At 69.4% G+C, this 15,577-nt stretch carries 16 protein-coding genes; 10 read left to right on the forward strand and 6 right to left on the reverse strand.

Features of this window, described 5'->3' with window-relative positions:
• Together AC1Q6E_RS17615 and AC1Q6E_RS17620 are read right to left on the reverse strand one after the other, a co-directional pair.
• Positions 1–588: a YiiX/YebB-like N1pC/P60 family cysteine hydrolase gene (locus AC1Q6E_RS17615; RefSeq protein ID WP_296559408.1), complete on the reverse strand. Its 588-nt coding sequence runs from the start codon at positions 586–588 to the stop codon at positions 1–3.
• Positions 585–989 carry a DUF4878 domain-containing protein gene (locus AC1Q6E_RS17620; protein ID WP_152792587.1) on the reverse strand — a complete coding sequence of 135 codons (405 nt, stop codon included), beginning with the start codon at positions 987–989 and terminating at the stop codon, positions 585–587. The genes AC1Q6E_RS17615 and AC1Q6E_RS17620 overlap by 4 nt, the downstream gene beginning before the upstream one ends.
• A 194-nt stretch (positions 990–1,183) precedes the next feature.
• Between AC1Q6E_RS17620 and AC1Q6E_RS17625 the strand changes: the two genes are divergently transcribed.
• Both AC1Q6E_RS17625 and AC1Q6E_RS17630 read left to right on the forward strand, forming a co-directional pair.
• Positions 1,184–2,515: an NTP/NDP exchange transporter gene (locus tag AC1Q6E_RS17625; RefSeq protein WP_492573187.1), complete on the forward strand. Its 1,332-nt coding sequence runs from the start codon at positions 1,184–1,186 to the stop codon at positions 2,513–2,515.
• The gene (locus tag AC1Q6E_RS17630; protein ID WP_152792585.1) at positions 2,512–3,438 is read left to right on the forward strand and encodes an aldo/keto reductase; all 927 of its coding nucleotides are present in this window, start codon (positions 2,512–2,514) and stop codon (positions 3,436–3,438) included. The genes AC1Q6E_RS17625 and AC1Q6E_RS17630 overlap by 4 nt, the downstream gene beginning before the upstream one ends.
• A gap of 13 nt (positions 3,439–3,451) precedes the next feature.
• Here the strand turns inward: AC1Q6E_RS17630 and AC1Q6E_RS17635 are convergent, their stop codons facing one another.
• Positions 3,452–4,087: an XRE family transcriptional regulator gene (locus AC1Q6E_RS17635; RefSeq protein ID WP_152792584.1), complete on the reverse strand. Its 636-nt coding sequence runs from the start codon at positions 4,085–4,087 to the stop codon at positions 3,452–3,454.
• A 152-nt stretch (positions 4,088–4,239) separates the two neighbouring features.
• On the opposite strand from AC1Q6E_RS17635, the gene AC1Q6E_RS17640 reads away from it, so the two are divergent.
• Genes AC1Q6E_RS17640 through AC1Q6E_RS17650 form a run of 3 tightly spaced genes read left to right on the forward strand, consistent with a single transcriptional unit; the run spans position 4,240 to position 7,196 of the window.
• A complete protein-coding gene (locus AC1Q6E_RS17640) occupies positions 4,240–5,211 on the forward strand; it encodes a tripartite tricarboxylate transporter substrate binding protein (protein WP_152792583.1) in 972 nt (323 codons plus the stop codon).
• A gap of 34 nt (positions 5,212–5,245) precedes the next feature.
• Positions 5,246–6,025 carry an aldolase gene (locus tag AC1Q6E_RS17645; protein ID WP_492573188.1) on the forward strand — a complete coding sequence of 260 codons (780 nt, stop codon included), beginning with the start codon at positions 5,246–5,248 and terminating at the stop codon, positions 6,023–6,025.
• 19 nt (positions 6,026–6,044) lie between these two features.
• Positions 6,045–7,196, forward strand: coding sequence for a winged helix-turn-helix domain-containing protein (locus AC1Q6E_RS17650; protein ID WP_492573189.1), 1,152 nt, complete (start codon positions 6,045–6,047; stop codon positions 7,194–7,196).
• Here AC1Q6E_RS17650 and AC1Q6E_RS17655 read toward each other — a convergent pair.
• The gene (locus tag AC1Q6E_RS17655; protein WP_492573190.1) at positions 7,193–8,137 is read right to left on the reverse strand and encodes a LysR family transcriptional regulator; all 945 of its coding nucleotides are present in this window, start codon (positions 8,135–8,137) and stop codon (positions 7,193–7,195) included. The two genes, AC1Q6E_RS17650 and AC1Q6E_RS17655, sit on opposite strands and share 4 nt — an antisense overlap.
• A gap of 125 nt (positions 8,138–8,262) precedes the next feature.
• Here AC1Q6E_RS17655 and AC1Q6E_RS17660 point away from each other — a divergent pair, with 125 nt between their 5' ends.
• From AC1Q6E_RS17660 to AC1Q6E_RS17680, 5 genes are all read left to right on the forward strand, one after another.
• Entirely contained in the window at positions 8,263–9,252 is a 990-nt protein-coding gene (locus tag AC1Q6E_RS17660; RefSeq protein WP_296559433.1) for a Bug family tripartite tricarboxylate transporter substrate binding protein, read from the forward strand.
• 10 nt (positions 9,253–9,262) lie between these two features.
• Entirely contained in the window at positions 9,263–10,384 is a 1,122-nt protein-coding gene (locus tag AC1Q6E_RS17665; RefSeq protein WP_152792572.1) for a mandelate racemase/muconate lactonizing enzyme family protein, read from the forward strand.
• A gap of 23 nt (positions 10,385–10,407) precedes the next feature.
• The gene (locus AC1Q6E_RS17670; protein ID WP_492573192.1) at positions 10,408–11,583 is read left to right on the forward strand and encodes a fumarylacetoacetate hydrolase family protein; all 1,176 of its coding nucleotides are present in this window, start codon (positions 10,408–10,410) and stop codon (positions 11,581–11,583) included.
• A 204-nt stretch (positions 11,584–11,787) separates the two neighbouring features.
• Positions 11,788–12,777, forward strand: coding sequence for a Bug family tripartite tricarboxylate transporter substrate binding protein (locus AC1Q6E_RS17675; protein WP_492573193.1), 990 nt, complete (start codon positions 11,788–11,790; stop codon positions 12,775–12,777).
• Between the two features lie 26 nt (positions 12,778–12,803).
• Positions 12,804–13,772, forward strand: a complete 969-nt coding sequence (locus tag AC1Q6E_RS17680; protein ID WP_152792569.1) for a substrate-binding domain-containing protein — start codon at positions 12,804–12,806, stop codon at positions 13,770–13,772.
• An 8-nt stretch (positions 13,773–13,780) separates the two neighbouring features.
• Here the strand turns inward: AC1Q6E_RS17680 and AC1Q6E_RS17685 are convergent, their stop codons facing one another.
• Positions 13,781–14,755, reverse strand: a complete 975-nt coding sequence (locus AC1Q6E_RS17685; protein WP_296559441.1) for a Bug family tripartite tricarboxylate transporter substrate binding protein — start codon at positions 14,753–14,755, stop codon at positions 13,781–13,783.
• 34 nt (positions 14,756–14,789) lie between these two features.
• On the reverse strand, positions 14,790–15,569 hold the full coding sequence (locus tag AC1Q6E_RS17690; protein ID WP_492573194.1) for an SDR family NAD(P)-dependent oxidoreductase: 780 nt from the start codon (positions 15,567–15,569) through the stop codon (positions 14,790–14,792).
• Positions 15,570–15,577: the final 8 nt, after the last annotated feature.

The following is a 15,577-nucleotide window of genomic DNA, read 5'->3' on the forward strand; positions in this document are numbered from 1 at the left end:
TCAGGAACCGTCCGGCGCCAGCGGCCGGATACGGGGCGATGCCAGCAGGTCGCCCGGCAGCAGATAGCGCCCCGGCAGCAAGGGCAGCGCCAGCGAGGTGAACCGCACGTCCAGGTCCAGCCCGGCGTCGCGCCAGGCCTTCCAGACCAGCTCCGTGCAATACGTACCCGCCGGGTCGGCGATGCGGAACGGCCGTCCCTGCATGGACAACGCCAGCGCAACGGCGCGCTGGCGCGCTTCGTCGCCGGCCTCGACATGGTAGACCGCATGCCGCCTGGACCGCCGGGGATCGGTGAAGAACGCCAGGGCGTCGATCACGACGCCGTCGGGACGGCCTCGCACCTCGGAGGGCGAGGCGTGCACGACCAGCCAGCTTCCGGGCCGCCCCACCAGCATGCCGACGTGGCTGAACGCCCCGCGGTCGACCGCCATGACCGCGGCGCTGACGGCTTCGGTGCCCTCGCGGAAGATCAGGTCTCCTTCCCGCGCCCCCGGCGCAAGCGTATCCGCCGCCTGCGCGGCGGCGCCGAGCAGCGCCAGCACCAGCGCGCCGCCCAGCAGGCGCAGCGCGGCGTGGGCCTGTTTCACTTCAGCAGGATCTTCCAGGTGCCGTCTTCGTTGACCAGCTTGTGGACCTGGGTCTGGTCCTTGCCGTTCTTGTATTTGATGCGCGCGCGCACCTGGGCGGTCTTGCCGGCCTCGTCGACGGTGACCTGTTCCATCTCGATCTTGTCCAGGCCGTCGTTGGCCTTGATGCGGTTCTGCATTTCGCCCACGATCATCTGGACCTTGCCCTTGGCCTGCACCATCTGCGCGGCGGGAACCTGGGCGAAGGAGATCTGCTCGGTGGCCTTCTCGACGTCGCCCTTGGCGGCCGCTCGGTAGAAAGCCTCGATGGCGGACTCGGGCTTGCCGCCGGAGCAGGCCGCGAGCACCAGCGCGAACAGGGCGAGCAGGAAGATCGAGCAGGGGCGGGAGGCGAGACGCATGGCGTTCCTTGTTCTTCGAAATACGATCGGGGATCCGGGAGATTCGCAATGATAGCGCGTGATTATCGACAGTAACCGCACACTTTCAATGATCGTTCACCATGCCCTGGACGCTTCATGGCTCGAAACGGCCAAAACCCGATATGCTTGTCCCGACCGGCGCGGGGGCCGGCCACCACGAACCGGAACCGCTCATGAAGCCCGACCTTCCGAGTCTGTTCAACATCCGCCGCGGCGAGGCCCTGCCCGTTTCGCTGGCAGTCGGATTTTTCTTCTGCGTACTGACCGCGCTGATGATGCTGCGCCCCGCCCGCGAGGCCCTGGGCATGCGCGGCGGGCTGGACGCCGTGCGCTGGCTGTTCGTGGGCACCGCCGTGGTCACGCTGCTGGTCAATCCGGTGTTCGGCGTGCTGGTCAGCCGGTTCCGGCGCATGCAGTTCATCGGCGCCACCTATCTGTTCTTCGCCGCCAGCCTGGCCGGCTTCTACCTGCTGCTGGCCTGGGCACCCGAAGCCGTGGGCACGGCCAGCGGACAGGTGTTCTACGTCTGGTTCAGCGTGTTCAACCTGTTCTCGACCATGGTGTTCTGGGCGCTCATGGCCGACCGCTTCACGCTGGAGCAGGGCAAGCGCTTCTTCGGCCTGATCTCGGTGGGCGGCACGCTGGGCGCGATCTTCGGACCATGGCTGGCGTCGGTACTGGCGCGGCCCGTGGGCACGGCGGGCCTGTTGCTGGTGTCCTCGGGCTTTCTGCTGCTGGCGCTGGCGCTGGGCTGGGGCATCGCGCGCCAGCCATCCGCCGCGGATCCCGCCGCACGCGCGGCCCACGACACGGACCGCATCGGCGGCGGTGCCTGGGAAGGCGTCAAGGCACTGGCGCGGTCGCCCTACCTGACCGGCATCGCGGCCTACGTCGTCATCCTGGCGGTGATGGCGACCTTCCTGTATTTCACGCGGCTGCAGATGGTGGCCGCGCTGGGGCACGAACTGGACGGCCGCACGGCGCTGTTCGCCCGCATCGACATGCTGACCCAGATCGCCACGCTGGCGATCCAGCTCGTGCTGGCCGGCCACCTGATGAAGCGGCTGGGCGTGGCCGTCACGCTGGCCCTGCTGCCGCTGACCACCGCGCTGGGCTTCGTCGGCCTGGCCCTGGTGGGATCGCTGGCGGCGCTGATCGCCTTCGAGGCCGCGTTCCGCGCGGTGCAGCGGGCCATCATGCGGCCCGCCCGCGAAACGCTGTTCACCGTGCTCGACCGCAAAGACAAGTACAAGGCCAAGGCCTTCATCGACACCTTCGTCTATCGCTTCGGCGACGTGGCCGGCGCCCAGCTCGAAGGCGCGCTGGGCAGGCTGGCGATGGGGCTCTACGCGATCGCCGGCGTGGCCGTGCCGCTGGCCTTCGTCTGGATCGGCCTGGCGCTGTGGCTGGGCCGCGCCCAGCAGCGCATGGCGTCGACCGTGCCCGGCAAGGAGCCGGCGGCCTCTCCCGTCTTTCCCACTCTGCAGAAGGGGACCGAGTCATGATTTCCCGCCGCACGTCGCTGAAACTCGCGCTGGCCGCCACGGCCGCGCCCGCGTGGTCATGGGCGGGCGATGCCCCCGCTCCCGTCATCACCCGGCCCATTCCCCGCTCCGGCGAACGCCTGCCCGTGGTCGGCCTGGGCAGCTCGGCCACCTTTTCGGCCACCGCGGCGGGCGACGAGAAACAACGGCTGCGCGAGGTCTTCGCCGCCCTGATCGAGCAGGGTGCTACGGTGTTCGACACAGCCCCGGGCTACGGCGCCTCCGAAGAAGTGGCCGGGCAGATCGTGCGCGAGGCCGGCATGGCCGGCAAATTGTTCTGGGCCACCAAGCTGAACGTGGCCCAGGGCGGACGGGCCGACCTGGAGCGGGCGCGAGCGCAGGTCGAGGCCTCGTTCCAGCGGGTCGGCAAACCCGTGATCGACCTGATCCAGGTCCACAACATGGGCGACGTCGCCACCCAGTTCGGCCTGCTCAAGGAACTGCGCGACCAGAAGCGCATCCGCTATGCCGGTGTCACCACGACCTTCCCCCGGCAGTACGACCAGTTGGAGCAGGCCATGCGGGACGAACCGCTGGACTTCATCGGCGTGGACTACGCCATCGACAACCGCACGATGGAAGAACGCATCCTGCCGCTGGCGGCCGACCGCGGCATCGCCGTGCTGGCCTACGCGCCGTTCGGCCGCACGCGGCTGTGGGACAAGGTACGCGGCCACGACGTGCCGCCGTGGGCGGCCGAGATCGGCATACGGTCGTGGGCGCAGTTCTTCCTGAAGTTCGTGATCGCCCATCCCGCGGTCACCTGCGCCACGCCGGCCACCAGCCGCGCCTCCAACGCCATCGACAACCTGGGCGCGGCGCGCGGCGAGTTGCCCGACCGCCCGATGCGCGAGCGCATGGCCGCGCACATCGAGAAACTGTAGCGCGGCGGCCGGCCTACTCCCGCCGGGAGGGGTCGCTGACGACCACCAACGCCTGCGCCGGTGTCTTGCCTATCGATCGGGAGCGATGCGGAATGGACGCATTGAAATAGACCGAGTCACCCGCCTCCATCAGGACGCGGCGGTCGGCGAACACGATCTCCATCTTCCCAGAGATCAGGAAGATCAGTTCTTCTCCCGCATGGCTGACCAGGTCCTGGGGGTCGTCCACGGCATGCGGGGGACGCATGATGAACGGCACCATGGCCTTGTTCTGCCGTGACGCGGCAATGGCTTCATACGTGTAGCCGTCCCTTTCGTTGGATCGGCTGAACGGCACCCGGTCGGCCGCCTTGACCACGACCACGTCGCCGCCGTCGTGATGGTCGCCGATCAGCCGGTCGGTCTCGACCCCCAGCGCGCGGGCGAGCCGGAGCAGCGTGCCGATGGTGGGCGAGGACAGGCCCCGCTCCAGCTTGGACAGATAGCTCTTGGTGGTTTCCGCCCGGATCGCGAGTTGCTCCAGGGTGAGCCCGTTCAATTTGCGCAGGGCCGCCAGCCGCGCGCCCAGCCGGCGGGGGTCGCCCGGCTGCGCGTCGTCGGCCGCTCCGGCGCCCGGGTTGCGTGCGGTTCTGGATGGAGAGGACGGCATGAAAGCGGCGTTCTGTCGCGTAAAGATGACGTTTTCATTGTAGGGGAAGGCCTCGAGAAAAACCCGTACCGCGCCGGCCATATCTTGCGCTCAGGAAACTTAAGTGTCATTATCGACACTCAAGTTTCCAACAACTCTCGCAAGGAGCAGCCATGGATACGCATCGCCTTCACCGGTTCCTGGTCGGCCTGGCCGCCTTCTGCTGCGCCGCGGCGGCCGGCGCGGCTTCCTATCCCGCCAAGCCCATCACGCTGGTCGTGCCGTTCGGCGCGGGCGGCATCACCGACCTGGTCGCGCGGGCGACGGGCAAGGCTCTCGCCCAACAGCTCGGGCAACCCGTCATCATCGAGAACAAGCCCGGCGCCGGCGGCAACATCGCGGCCGAGTACCTGAAACATGCGCAGCCCGACGGCTACACGCTGATGTTCACCACCATGGGCGTCGTGGCCGTCAATCCCCACACCATGAAGGTGCCGTTCGACAGCTTCCGGGACTTCACCTACGTTTCCTCCGTCGCCTCCACGCCCCACGTCGTCGCGGTCAATCCGTCGGTGCCCGCCAAGACCCTGGCGGACCTCGTCGCCCTGGCGCGCCAGAAGCCGGAAAGCCTGAGTTTCGGCACGGCCGGCGTCGGCAGCTCGCCCTACCAGGGGATGAAGATCATGGAAGGGTCGACCGGCGTCACCTTCCTGCACGTGCCGTTCAAGAGCGGCGCGGAATCGGTGACCAGCGTGGTGGGCAACCAGGTCAACCTGACCTTCGAGGCGACCCCGGTGGTGATGCCCTTCGTCAAGTCCGGTAAGCTGCGGGCGCTGGCGCTGGCCAATCCCGAGCGCATCCCCGGCGCGCCGGATCTGCCATCCACCGCCGAGCTGGGTTATCCGGACCTGATCTCCGGCTCGATCTCGGGCGTGATCGGACCGGCCGCCCTGCCCCCGGAGATCGTCGACAGCCTGAACCAGGCGATCCAGCGGGCGTTGAAGGACGACCAGTTCAAGGCCCTGCTGGCCGGACAGGGAACCGCGACCGCCAGCTCGACCCCGGACCAGTTCCGCAAGGCGGTCGTCGCGGAATACGACCGATGGGCGCGGATCATGAAAGCATCGACGCTGGTCAAGAATTGAGCGGAATCCGCCATCACAGCAAGAGGAACCCGGAATGGCAATGAACACCATGCAGCTCGGCAAGACCGAGATCGTCCAGTCGGCGCTCGACGACATGGAAACCCACCTGCGCACCCAGCAGCTCCCCATCCGCGAGGCCGTGGCGCAGACCTGCCGCATCCTGTTCGCGTTCGGCCACGACTCCGGCCTGTCGGGCCAGATCACCGCGCGCGCCGAGCGCGAGGGCACCTACTGGACGCAGCGCCTGGGGCTGGGCTTTGACGAGATCAAGCCCGACAACCTGCTGCTGGTCGACGAGGACCTGAACGTGATGGAAGGCGGCGGCATGCCCAACCCGGCCAACCGCTTCCACTCCTGGCTGTACCGGACGCGGCCCGACATCCGGTGTATCGTTCATTCCCACGCCCCGCACGTCTCGGCGCTGGCCATGCTGGAAGTGCCGCTGGCGGTATCGCACATGGATACCTGCGTGCTGTACGACCAGTGCGCGTTCCTGAAGAAGTGGCCCGGCATCCCGGTGGGCAACGAGGAAGGCGAGATCATCTCGGCCGCGCTGGGCGACAAGAAGGCGGTCCTGCTCGCCCACCATGGCCTGGTCGTGACCGGCGCCACCGTCGAGGAAGCCTGCGTGCTGGGCGTCATGTTCGAACGCGCGGCGCGCCTGCAACTGCTGGCCATGGCCGCGGGCGAGATCCAGCCCATACCGCCCGAACTCGGAGAAGAAGCCCAGAGATGGACCAGCACGCCGCGCCGCCACGAAGCCACGTTTGCCTACTATGCCCGACGGGCGGACCGGATCCTGCATCCGTTCTGACAGCGCGGGGGGCCTGAGCATGGCCCCTGTTTCCTTCGAATTGCCCGCCGCGCGGGCCCGCGCGATCTGGCTGCGCGCGCAGCGGCTGGATACGCCCACGCCCTTCGGCGCCGGTCCCGGGGCGGTGGGCCGGGCCATCGAACATCTGGGCTACGTGCAGATCGACACCATCAACGTGATCGAACGCTGCCACCATCACATCCTGTATTCCCGCATTCCCGGCTATCGCCCCGCCGACCTCGAACAGGCCCAGTCGGCGGACAAGAGCGTGTTCGAATACTGGACCCACGCGCTGGCCTACGTGCCCACGGCCGACTACCGCCAGTTCGTCGCCGCCATGGACGCGCGCCGCGCCCGGCCCGGCCCCTGGATCGCGGGCGTGGACGAGGCCGACTATGCGGCGCTGCTGCGGCGCATCCGCGACGAAGGCGCGCTGTCCATCCGCGACATCGACGAGGCCCTGGTCGAGAAGACCCACCCCTGGGGCAGCCGCAAGCCCTCCAAGCGCGCGCTGCGGCTGGGATTCTTCGTGGGCGACCTGACGGTCAGCAAGCGCACGGGCATGCTCAAGACCTACGAGCTGTCCAGGCGCCACTTCGGCTGGGCGCGCCGCCCCCGGCCGGTGGCCGAGGCGAAATACGCCGAATACCTGCTGCGGCGCGCGCTGCGCTCGCAGGGCGTGGTCGGGCTGGATTCGATCTGCTATGGCGATGCCGCCGCCAAGCCCGCGGTGCGCGCCCTGATCGAGTCCCTGGTGAAGAAGAAGGGACTGGTTCCCGTGCACATCGCGGGGCAGGCCAGGACCCAGCACTGGATCGAGCCCGCCGCGCTGGACACGCCGGCGACGCCGGCCACCGCCACGCACATCCTGTCGCCCTTCGACCCCCTGGTCATCCAGCGCAAGCGGCTGCACGCCTTCTTCGGCTACGAGCATCGCTTCGAGGCCTACGTGCCGCCCGAGAAACGCGTGCTGGGGTATTTCGCGCTGCCGGTGCTGGTGGGCGACCAGGTCGTGGCCGCGCTGGACCTGAAGATGGATCGCCAGGCCGGCCGCCTGCTGATGCAGAAATGGACCTGGATCGGGGCGAAGCGGCCAGCGTGGAAGGCGGCCATCGACGAGGCGCTGCACGGGTTCGAGCGCTTCCAGCGGGGGTGGGGGGCGGGCGCCTAGGCCTTCTGCCCCAGCGCTTCGCGCAGCCTCAGCACCCCCGGCAACCCGGTGTTCTGGACCGGCGTGAACAGCGATAGCTGGACCCTGCCCAGGTCCAGTTCGCCGCCCCGCAGCGCCACGACCCTGCCGCTTTGCGCGTAGGTCGCCAGCAGGCGGTCGGGGGCCAGGCCGATCATGTCGGTGTGCGCGACGATCTGGATGGCGGTATGGATGGATGGGCACGCCACGGACACCGGCGGCGGCGCCATGCCTTGTTGCAGGAACAGCCGCTGGAACGTCGCATGCGTGCGCGAGCCCCGCTTGTGCATGACCCAGCGTTCGCCCGCCAGGTCGGCGACGGCGACCCGCGCCCGGCGGGCCAGGGGATGGCCCGCCGCCGCCACGACTTTCATGTGGCTGCGCCAGAGCGGCTCCACCACGATCCGGTCCAGGTCTATGGTGCCGACCACGGCCTCGTCCATCCAGCCGATCACGCAGTCCAGCTCCCCCGCCACCAGGCTTTGCAGCAACTCGGCCGCGGTGCCTTCCTCGATTTGCAGGCGGCACGCCTCGGCCGGGGTGATCCGTGCCAGCGCGCGCGGCAGCGCATCGACGCTCGCGAGCTGCACGCACCCGAGCCGCACGATGGGCTCGTCCACGGGCGGCGCCACCGCCTCCAGCGCCATGTTCAGCGAGGCCAGCGCCACCCGCAGCCGCTCCAGCGCCCGCAGGCCCGCCGGGGTCAGCCGGCCGCCGCGCGCGCCGCGCGAGACCAGCGGCACGCCGAAGTTCTCCTCCAGTTCCTGGAGCAGCAGGGTCACCGCGGGTTGGCTGAGGTTCAACTCGCGCGCGGCACCGCCCAGCGATCCCGTCCGGTGGATGATGTCCAGCAGCCGCAGGTGGCGCACCCGCAGCCGCTCGAACCGGTAGCCGGGCAGGAAGGGCGGGCTCGCGTCGGTCATACGGTTTTCTTATGCATCGATCGGAACTCCATAATTGTGCCTGAATGCTGACGACTCGATAATCTTCCGGCCGAACCCGGTCGACGCCGTCCGGGGCACCCCCCGCCAGAACCCGAGGACACCACATGTGGACCCATCGCAGCAGGATCGCCCGGCTCGTGCTGGCCGGATGCGCCGCGGCAGCGTGCGCGACACTCTCCCCCGCCAGCGCCGCCTACCCGGAAAAACCCATCCGCCTGGTCGTGCCCTTCCCGCCCGGCGGCGCGGTCGACGGCTATGCCCGCATCGTGCAGCCTGCCCTGTCGCGGGAACTGGGGCAGACCGTGGTCGTGGAGAACCGCACCGGCGCGAGCGGCATGATCGGTTCGGAAGCCGTGGCGCGCGCGCCCGCCGACGGCTACACGCTGCTGCTGGGCAACATCGCCACCTTCGCCATCAATGTGGGCATCTACAAGAAGATGCCGTATGACCCGATACGCGACCTGGCTCCCATCGCCAAGACCGTCGCCGTCAACTACGTGCTGGTGGTCAACCCCAAGGTGCCCGCCCGCAACGCGGCCGAGCTGGTCGCCTATGCGAAGGCCCATCCGGGCAAGCTGACCTACGGTTCGTCCGGCAGCGGCAGCGCGCAGCATATGGCGGCGGAACTGTTCAAGGCCCGCACCGGCACCCAGATCCTGCACATCCCCTACAAGGGAACCGGCGAGCTGATCGCCGACCTGCTGGCCGGCCACGTGGACATGATCTTCGCGGACCAGGGCACGATGATGCAGCAGGTCTCCGCGGGCAAGCTGCGCGTGCTGGGCGTATGCGGCCCGCAGCGGTCGGCCGACTATCCCGACATTCCCACGGTCGCGGAAGCGGCCGGCATCCCCGGCTTCGAGGTGGTGGCCTGGCAGGGGCTCGCCGCGCCCGCCGGAACCTCTGCGGACGTCGTGCGGCGCATCAACGCCGCGATCAACAAGATACAGGCCGACCCCGCCATCCGCAGGCAGATCAACCAGGCGGGACTCACGCCCGACAGCGGCACGCCCGAGGAATTCCGGCGCTACGTCGAAGCGGAGATCGGCAAGTGGAGCAAGCTGGCCCGGGACGTGGGCGCGACCGTCGATTGACCACCCGCCAATGACGATCTCACGCATCGATGCCTGGGTATTCCGCGCCCCCATCGACCGGCCGGTGCGAGCCGCGGTCGGAACGCTGCGCGACCGGCCGGCCTTGTTCATCCGGCTGACGGACGACGATGGCGCCACCGGCTGGGGGGAAGTGTTCTGCAATTTCCCGCAGGTGGGCGCGGAACACCGCGCGCGCCTGATCGACAGCGTGGTGGGTCCGCTGCTGGTGGGACGGCCCGCGGCGGATCCTCCCCTGCTGCACGCCGGACTGGCCGCGGCGCTGCGCCGGCTGGCGATCCAGTGCGGCGAACCGGGCCCGTTCGCACAGATACTGGGCGCCATCGACCAGGCCGCCTGGGACCTGCTGGCCCGGCGGCGGCGGTTGCCGCTCTGGCGCGTGCTGGGCGGCGCGTCGGCCAGCCGGTCGGTCCGTGTCTACGCCAGCGGCCTGGGGCCGCAGGGCGTGGCCGAGATGGCCGGAAGCAAGCGGGACCAGGGCTTTCGCGCCTTCAAGCTGAAGGTCGGCTTCGATCCTGGCACCGACCTCGACAACGCGCGCCAGTTGCGCGACGCGATAGGAAACGACGCGCTGCTGATGCTGGATGCCAACCAGGCGTGGGACGCGGCGCAGGCCGTGGATCGGCTGCGGGAGCTGTCCGCCTTCGCGCCGGTGTGGGCCGAGGAGCCGCTGGCCGCCGACGAACCGCTCGAGGCGTGGACGCGCGTCGCGCGCGAAGGCGGCATCCCCCTGGCGGCGGGCGAGAACATGCTGGGCGAGGCCGCGTTCGCGGAAGCTCTGGCGAGCGGACATCTGCGCTACATCCAGCCCGACGTGGGCAAATGGGGAGGGCTGTCCGGCAGCCTGCGCATCGCCCGCCTGGCCGCGGCGCACGACGCGACGCTGTGTCCGCACTGGCTGGGCGGCGGCATCGGCCTGGCGGCATCGATGCACCTGCGCGCGGCGCTGGGCGACGACGGATTCGTCGAGGTCGACTCGAATCCGAATCCGCTGCGCGAAGGGGTATTCGGTCCGATGCCGCTGCGCGAGGGACGCTACGAACTATCGGACGCCAGCGGCCTCGGTATCGAGCCCGACCTGGCCGCCCTGTCTGCTTTTCTCATCCGGCACTGAGGCACCGCCGGACCGGGACCCCCATGGAGCCCATCATCGAATCCATTCCGAACCTCCTGCCCGCCGACCACGAACGCGCCGCGCTGGCCGGCCGCGCCTGGGTGCCCGGCATCGGCCCCTGCCTGGCCGCGGTGCGCGATGGCCGGCTGGTGGACATCACCGCCCATGGGCCGACCATGGCCGACCTGCTCGAACGGCCGGACCGGGTGGCGCGGGTACGCGACGCGCCCGGCGCCGATCTGGGTCCCGTCGCGCCGCTGGCGCGGGCCGCCGGCGCGGCCGGCCCGGACGTTCTCCATTTGCTGGCCCCCTGCGACCTGCAGGCCATCAAGGCCTGCGGCGTCACGTTCGCCGCCAGCCTGCTCGAACGCCTGGTCGAGGAACGGGCCAAGGGCGACCCCGCGCGCGCGCCGGCCCTGCGCGCGGCCTTGCAGGCCCAGCTCGGAACGGATTTGTCCGCCGTCCGGCCGGGCTCGCCCGAGGCCGCTCGCTTGCGCACGCAGCTTTGCGCCACCGGCGAATGGTCGCAATACATGGAAGTGGGCCTGGGCAAGGACGCCGAGATCTTCACCAAGGCCCAACCCATGTCCGCCGTCGGCCACGGCGCCGACATCGGCATCCTGCCCGATTCGGCCTGGAACAATCCCGAGCCGGAAATCGTCCTGGCGGTGGACAGCCAGGGCCGGCCGGTCGGCGCCAGCCTGGGCAACGACGTCAACCTGCGGGACTTCGAGGGCCGCAGCGCGCTGCTGCTGGGACGGGCCAAGGACAACAACGCCTCGTGCGCCATCGGCCCGTTCATCCGGTTGTTCGACGACGGCTTCGGCCTGGACGACATCCGCCGGGCCGTCGTCCATCTGGACATCGATGGCGCCCGGGACGGGTTCGCGCTACGCGACGCGAGCCGGATGGACCTGATCAGCCGCGATCCGCTCGACCTGGCCCGGCAGGCCATGGGGCCTCATCACCAGTATCCGGACGGCCTCATGCTGTTCCTGGGCACGATGTTCTCGCCCGTCCAGGACCGGTACGAAGCCGGGCACGGCTTCACCCATGCCGTCGGCGACCGGGTGACGATCTCGTCGCCACGGCTGGGAGCGCTGGGGAACCGGGTCGTCCACGCGGCCGACGCCGCGCCATGGACGTTCGGAACGCGCGCGCTGATGGCGAACCTGCACGCGCGCGGCCTGCTCGCATGACCGGCAGGCTGCCGCCCGGGGCGATGGATGGATCTCCATGATCAGGTTTTATTTAAGTGTACGTATAACTGTACTTATTATTAATTCCTTTAAAATCATCTACTTATAAATTATATTGCCTATATATTTCTGTATTGATATAGTCGCCCCACGTTTTCATGACACGGACCCCAGCCGGTCCGCACATCGTTCAGGGGCCCTCTCATGCGTTACCTTCGCCGTCTTGCCCTCGTCGCCGCCGCGGCCTGTCTGCTGCCCTGGGTGGCCCACGCCCAGGGCGAAGCCTGGCCCGCCCGGCCCTTGACCCTGATCGTCTCGTCCGGGCCCGGGGCGGGGGTCGATACCTTCGCCCGCGTCCTGGCCGAGCGGCTGCAGCCGCGCCTGGGCCAGAGCGTCATCGTCGAGAACCGGCCCGGCGCCTCGGGCATGATCGCGGCGCGCCAGGCCGCGCGCTCCGCGCCCGACGGCTACACGCTGTTCCTGATGCCCAACACGCTGGTCATCGCGCCCTACGTGCTGGCGCAGAACGCCGCCACGGTCAGCGTCACGAAGGAACTGGCGCCGGTGGTGATGCCGGTCTCGACCATGATGGTCATGGCCGTCAACGGCAAGTTCGCCGACAGCCACGGCATCAAGACGGTGAAGGACTTCATCGCCGTGGCGAAGAAGGCGCCCGGCTTTGCCTACTCCGGCGGCGACAACGGTTCGCCCATGAACGTGATGGGCGAGCAATTCCACAAGGAGTCCGGGCTGGAGCTGACCAGCGTGCCGTACGGCGGCGTGGCCAAGATGGTGACGGCGCTGCTGGGCGGGCAGATCAACATGGCCTGGATGCCCACCTCGGGCAACACCCAGTACTTCCGCGACGGCCTGCTGCGCGCGCTGGCCACGTCCTCGCCCCGGCGCGCGCCACAGATGCCGGAGGTGCCGGCCATGACCGAGCTGGGTTATCGCGACGTGCAGGCCACCGCCTGGTTCGGCATCCTGGCGCCGCTGGGCACGCCGGCGCCCATCATCACCCGGCTCAACCAGGACATCAACGCCGTGCTGAAGGATCCAGCCATGCGCGCCCGGCTGGACCAGCTCGGCTATGAGCCGGAGGGCGGGCCGCCCGAGGCGCTGACCCGGCAGATGCGCGAGGACGATGAACGCTATCGCCGCCTGACCGCCGACCTGAAGATCCGCGCAAACTGACAGCCTCGCAGCAAGGAGTCCCGCCGTTGTCCGCGCCCCCTCTGAAACTCAGCATGACCTGCGGTCCCTACGACCGCGCCCAGGCCCTGATCGACGGCACCGTGCGCGCGCGGGGCATCGAACTCGACATCACCGTCAACGACGACGACGTCAGCCGTCAGTCGCAAAGCGCGCGCGGCATGTTCGACATCGCCGAATTCTTCACCGGCACCTACATCGCCGACCTGCCGCGCCGCACCCTGGGCTTCACCGCGCTGCCGATCTTCGTCAAGCGCATGTTCCGGCACTCGTACATCTACATCAACCGGCGCAGCGGCATCGCCAGGCCTTCGGACCTGAACGGCCGCCGCGTGGGCGTGCAGACCTGGGCCACCAGCGCCGCGCTGTGGGCCAAGGGCATCCTGGAAGAAGACTACGGCGTCGACCTGTCGTCCATCACCTGGGTCGCCTGGCAGCCGGTGCGGCTGCCGGACTGGACGCCGCCGCCCTGGCTGAAGATGGAAATCGCGCCGGCCGGGTCCTCGCAATACGACCTGCTGGCCTTGAACGCCATCGACGCGGGCATCACCACCGAAGCGTGGGCGCCCGGCGTCCATCCCGACATCGATTTCCTGTTTCCCGACCACGGCGCCGAGGAACGCGCCTATTTCGCCCGCACGCGCTGCTTTCCCATCATGCACACGCTGCTGGTGCGCACGGCCATCCTCGAAGCCCATCCCTGGGTGGCGCAAAGCCTGTACGACGCCTGGGAGGCGTCCAAGCAGGCCTGCTACCGCAAACAGGAAGAATGGTCACGCCTCCACACCACCTCGCTGTGGTATCGCGCGCTGTGGGAAGAGGAACGCCGCGCGGCGGGGCCCGACATCTACCCCTGGGGCTTCGCCAAGACCCGCCACGAGGTGGACCGCATGCTGGCCTACGCCTACAGGCAAGGCCTGACGCCGCGCAAGTACGAGCCGGAAGAAATGTTCTGGCCCTCCATGCTCGCGACCTGACCTGACCCCTAGTCCGCCGTGATGCCGGCGCTGCGGACGATGGGCGCGTAGGTGTCCAGGTCGCGCTTGACCACCTTGGCCAGCGTCGCCGGCGGTCCGCCGACCAGGATCTGGCTGGCGCCTTCCAGCCTTTGCTTGACGTCGGGCAAGGCCAGGATCGCATTGATCTCGCGGTTGAGCTTGTCGACGACGGGAGCCGGCGTGCCGCGCGGCGCGAACAGCCCCGTCCACACGCCGACCACCATGCGCGGATAGCCTTGCTCGCGCAGCGGCACGATCTCGGGCGCCGACGCCAGGCGTTCCTCGTCCAGGCCGCCCAGCACGGTCAGCGCGCCGGCCTTCACGTGCTGCGCGACGTTGCCGTAGGGCACGAAGATCAGGTCCACGTGTCCGCCCAGCGTGTCGTTCAGCGCCGGCGCCAGCCCCTTGTACGACACGAAGGACATGTCGATGCCGGCCATCTGCTTGAGCATTTCGCCGGCCACGTGCTGGGGCGAGCCGTTGGCCGAACCGGTGTAGGTCAGGCCGGGACGGGCCTTGGCGTAGGCAACCAGCTCCGGCAGGTTCTTGACGCCCAGGCGCGGATGCGCCGCCAGCACCATCAACGTCTTGGCCGGCAGGATCACCGGCGCGAAATCGGCCTGCACGTCGAAGGTCACGACGCCCTTGGGCAGCACCAGCGGCGACAGCACGAAGGTGTTGGGCGTCATCATCAGCGTGTGGCCATCGGGCGCCGCGCGCGCCACGTGCGCCGCGCCTATGGTGCCGCTGGCGCCGGGGCGGTTCTCGACCACGACGGTCTGGCCCAGGCGCTGGCCCAGCTTGTCGCCGATCACGCGGGCCAGCATGTCCGGACTGCCGCCAGGCGGGAAGGGAACGACGATGGTGATGGGCCGCGACGGGTAGTCGGCGTCGGCCCCGTGGGCGGCCGCCATCGGCAGGCAGGCGGCACAGGACAGCAGGAGTGCGGCAAGGGTCTTCATGGGGAGCATCCTGAACAAGAGTGGAAACGCCGCGCTAGGCGACGCGCGTACCGCTGGCCGACACCCCGCCGTCCACGGGCAGCACGGCGCCCGTGATGAACGAGGCTTCGTCGGAAGCCAGCCACAACACCGGCGCCGCGATCTCGGCCGGCTCGCCCCAGCGGGCAATGGGTGCCGGCACGAAACCGTGGTCTTTCAACTCGGCCTCGGACAGGCCGCGCGCGGCGGCGCGGCCCAGCGTGAACCCGGTCAGCACCGACCCCGGGCACACGGCATTGGCGCGCACGCCATGCCGCGCTTCCTCGATGGCCAGCACCCGGGTGGCCGCGACCATCGCCGCCTTGGTGGCGTCGTACTGGCCCATGCCGGCGCGGCCGCAGATGCCGAAGGTGGACGCGACGTTGACCACCGCGCCGCGCCCCGACTGGCGCAGCCAGGGCAGGGCCAGCGCGGTGACCAGGCTGGCGCCGATCACGTTGACCGCCAGGATGCGCTGCCATGACGCGGCATCGGCATCGGCCAGGCGGTGGTATTCGCGCGTGGCGGCGTTGTTGACCAGGATGTCGAGCGCATCGCCGCCTGCCCGGATGGCATCGCCCAGGCGCGCCACCTGGGCTTCGTCGGCGATGTCGCAGGTCGCGGCGACGATGCGATCGCTCCCCAGGCGCGCCACGGCGGCCGCCAGCGCATCGGCGTCGCGGTCCGCCAGGATCACGCGCGCGCCTTCATCGGCGAACAATGCGGCAATGGCCTGGCCGATGCCGCCCGCGCCGCCGGTGACCAGCGCGGTCCTGCCTTCGAGCCTGTGTCCCATGCGCGCTC

This window comes from Pigmentiphaga sp. MLSB6-MA01, assembly GCF_058793475.1.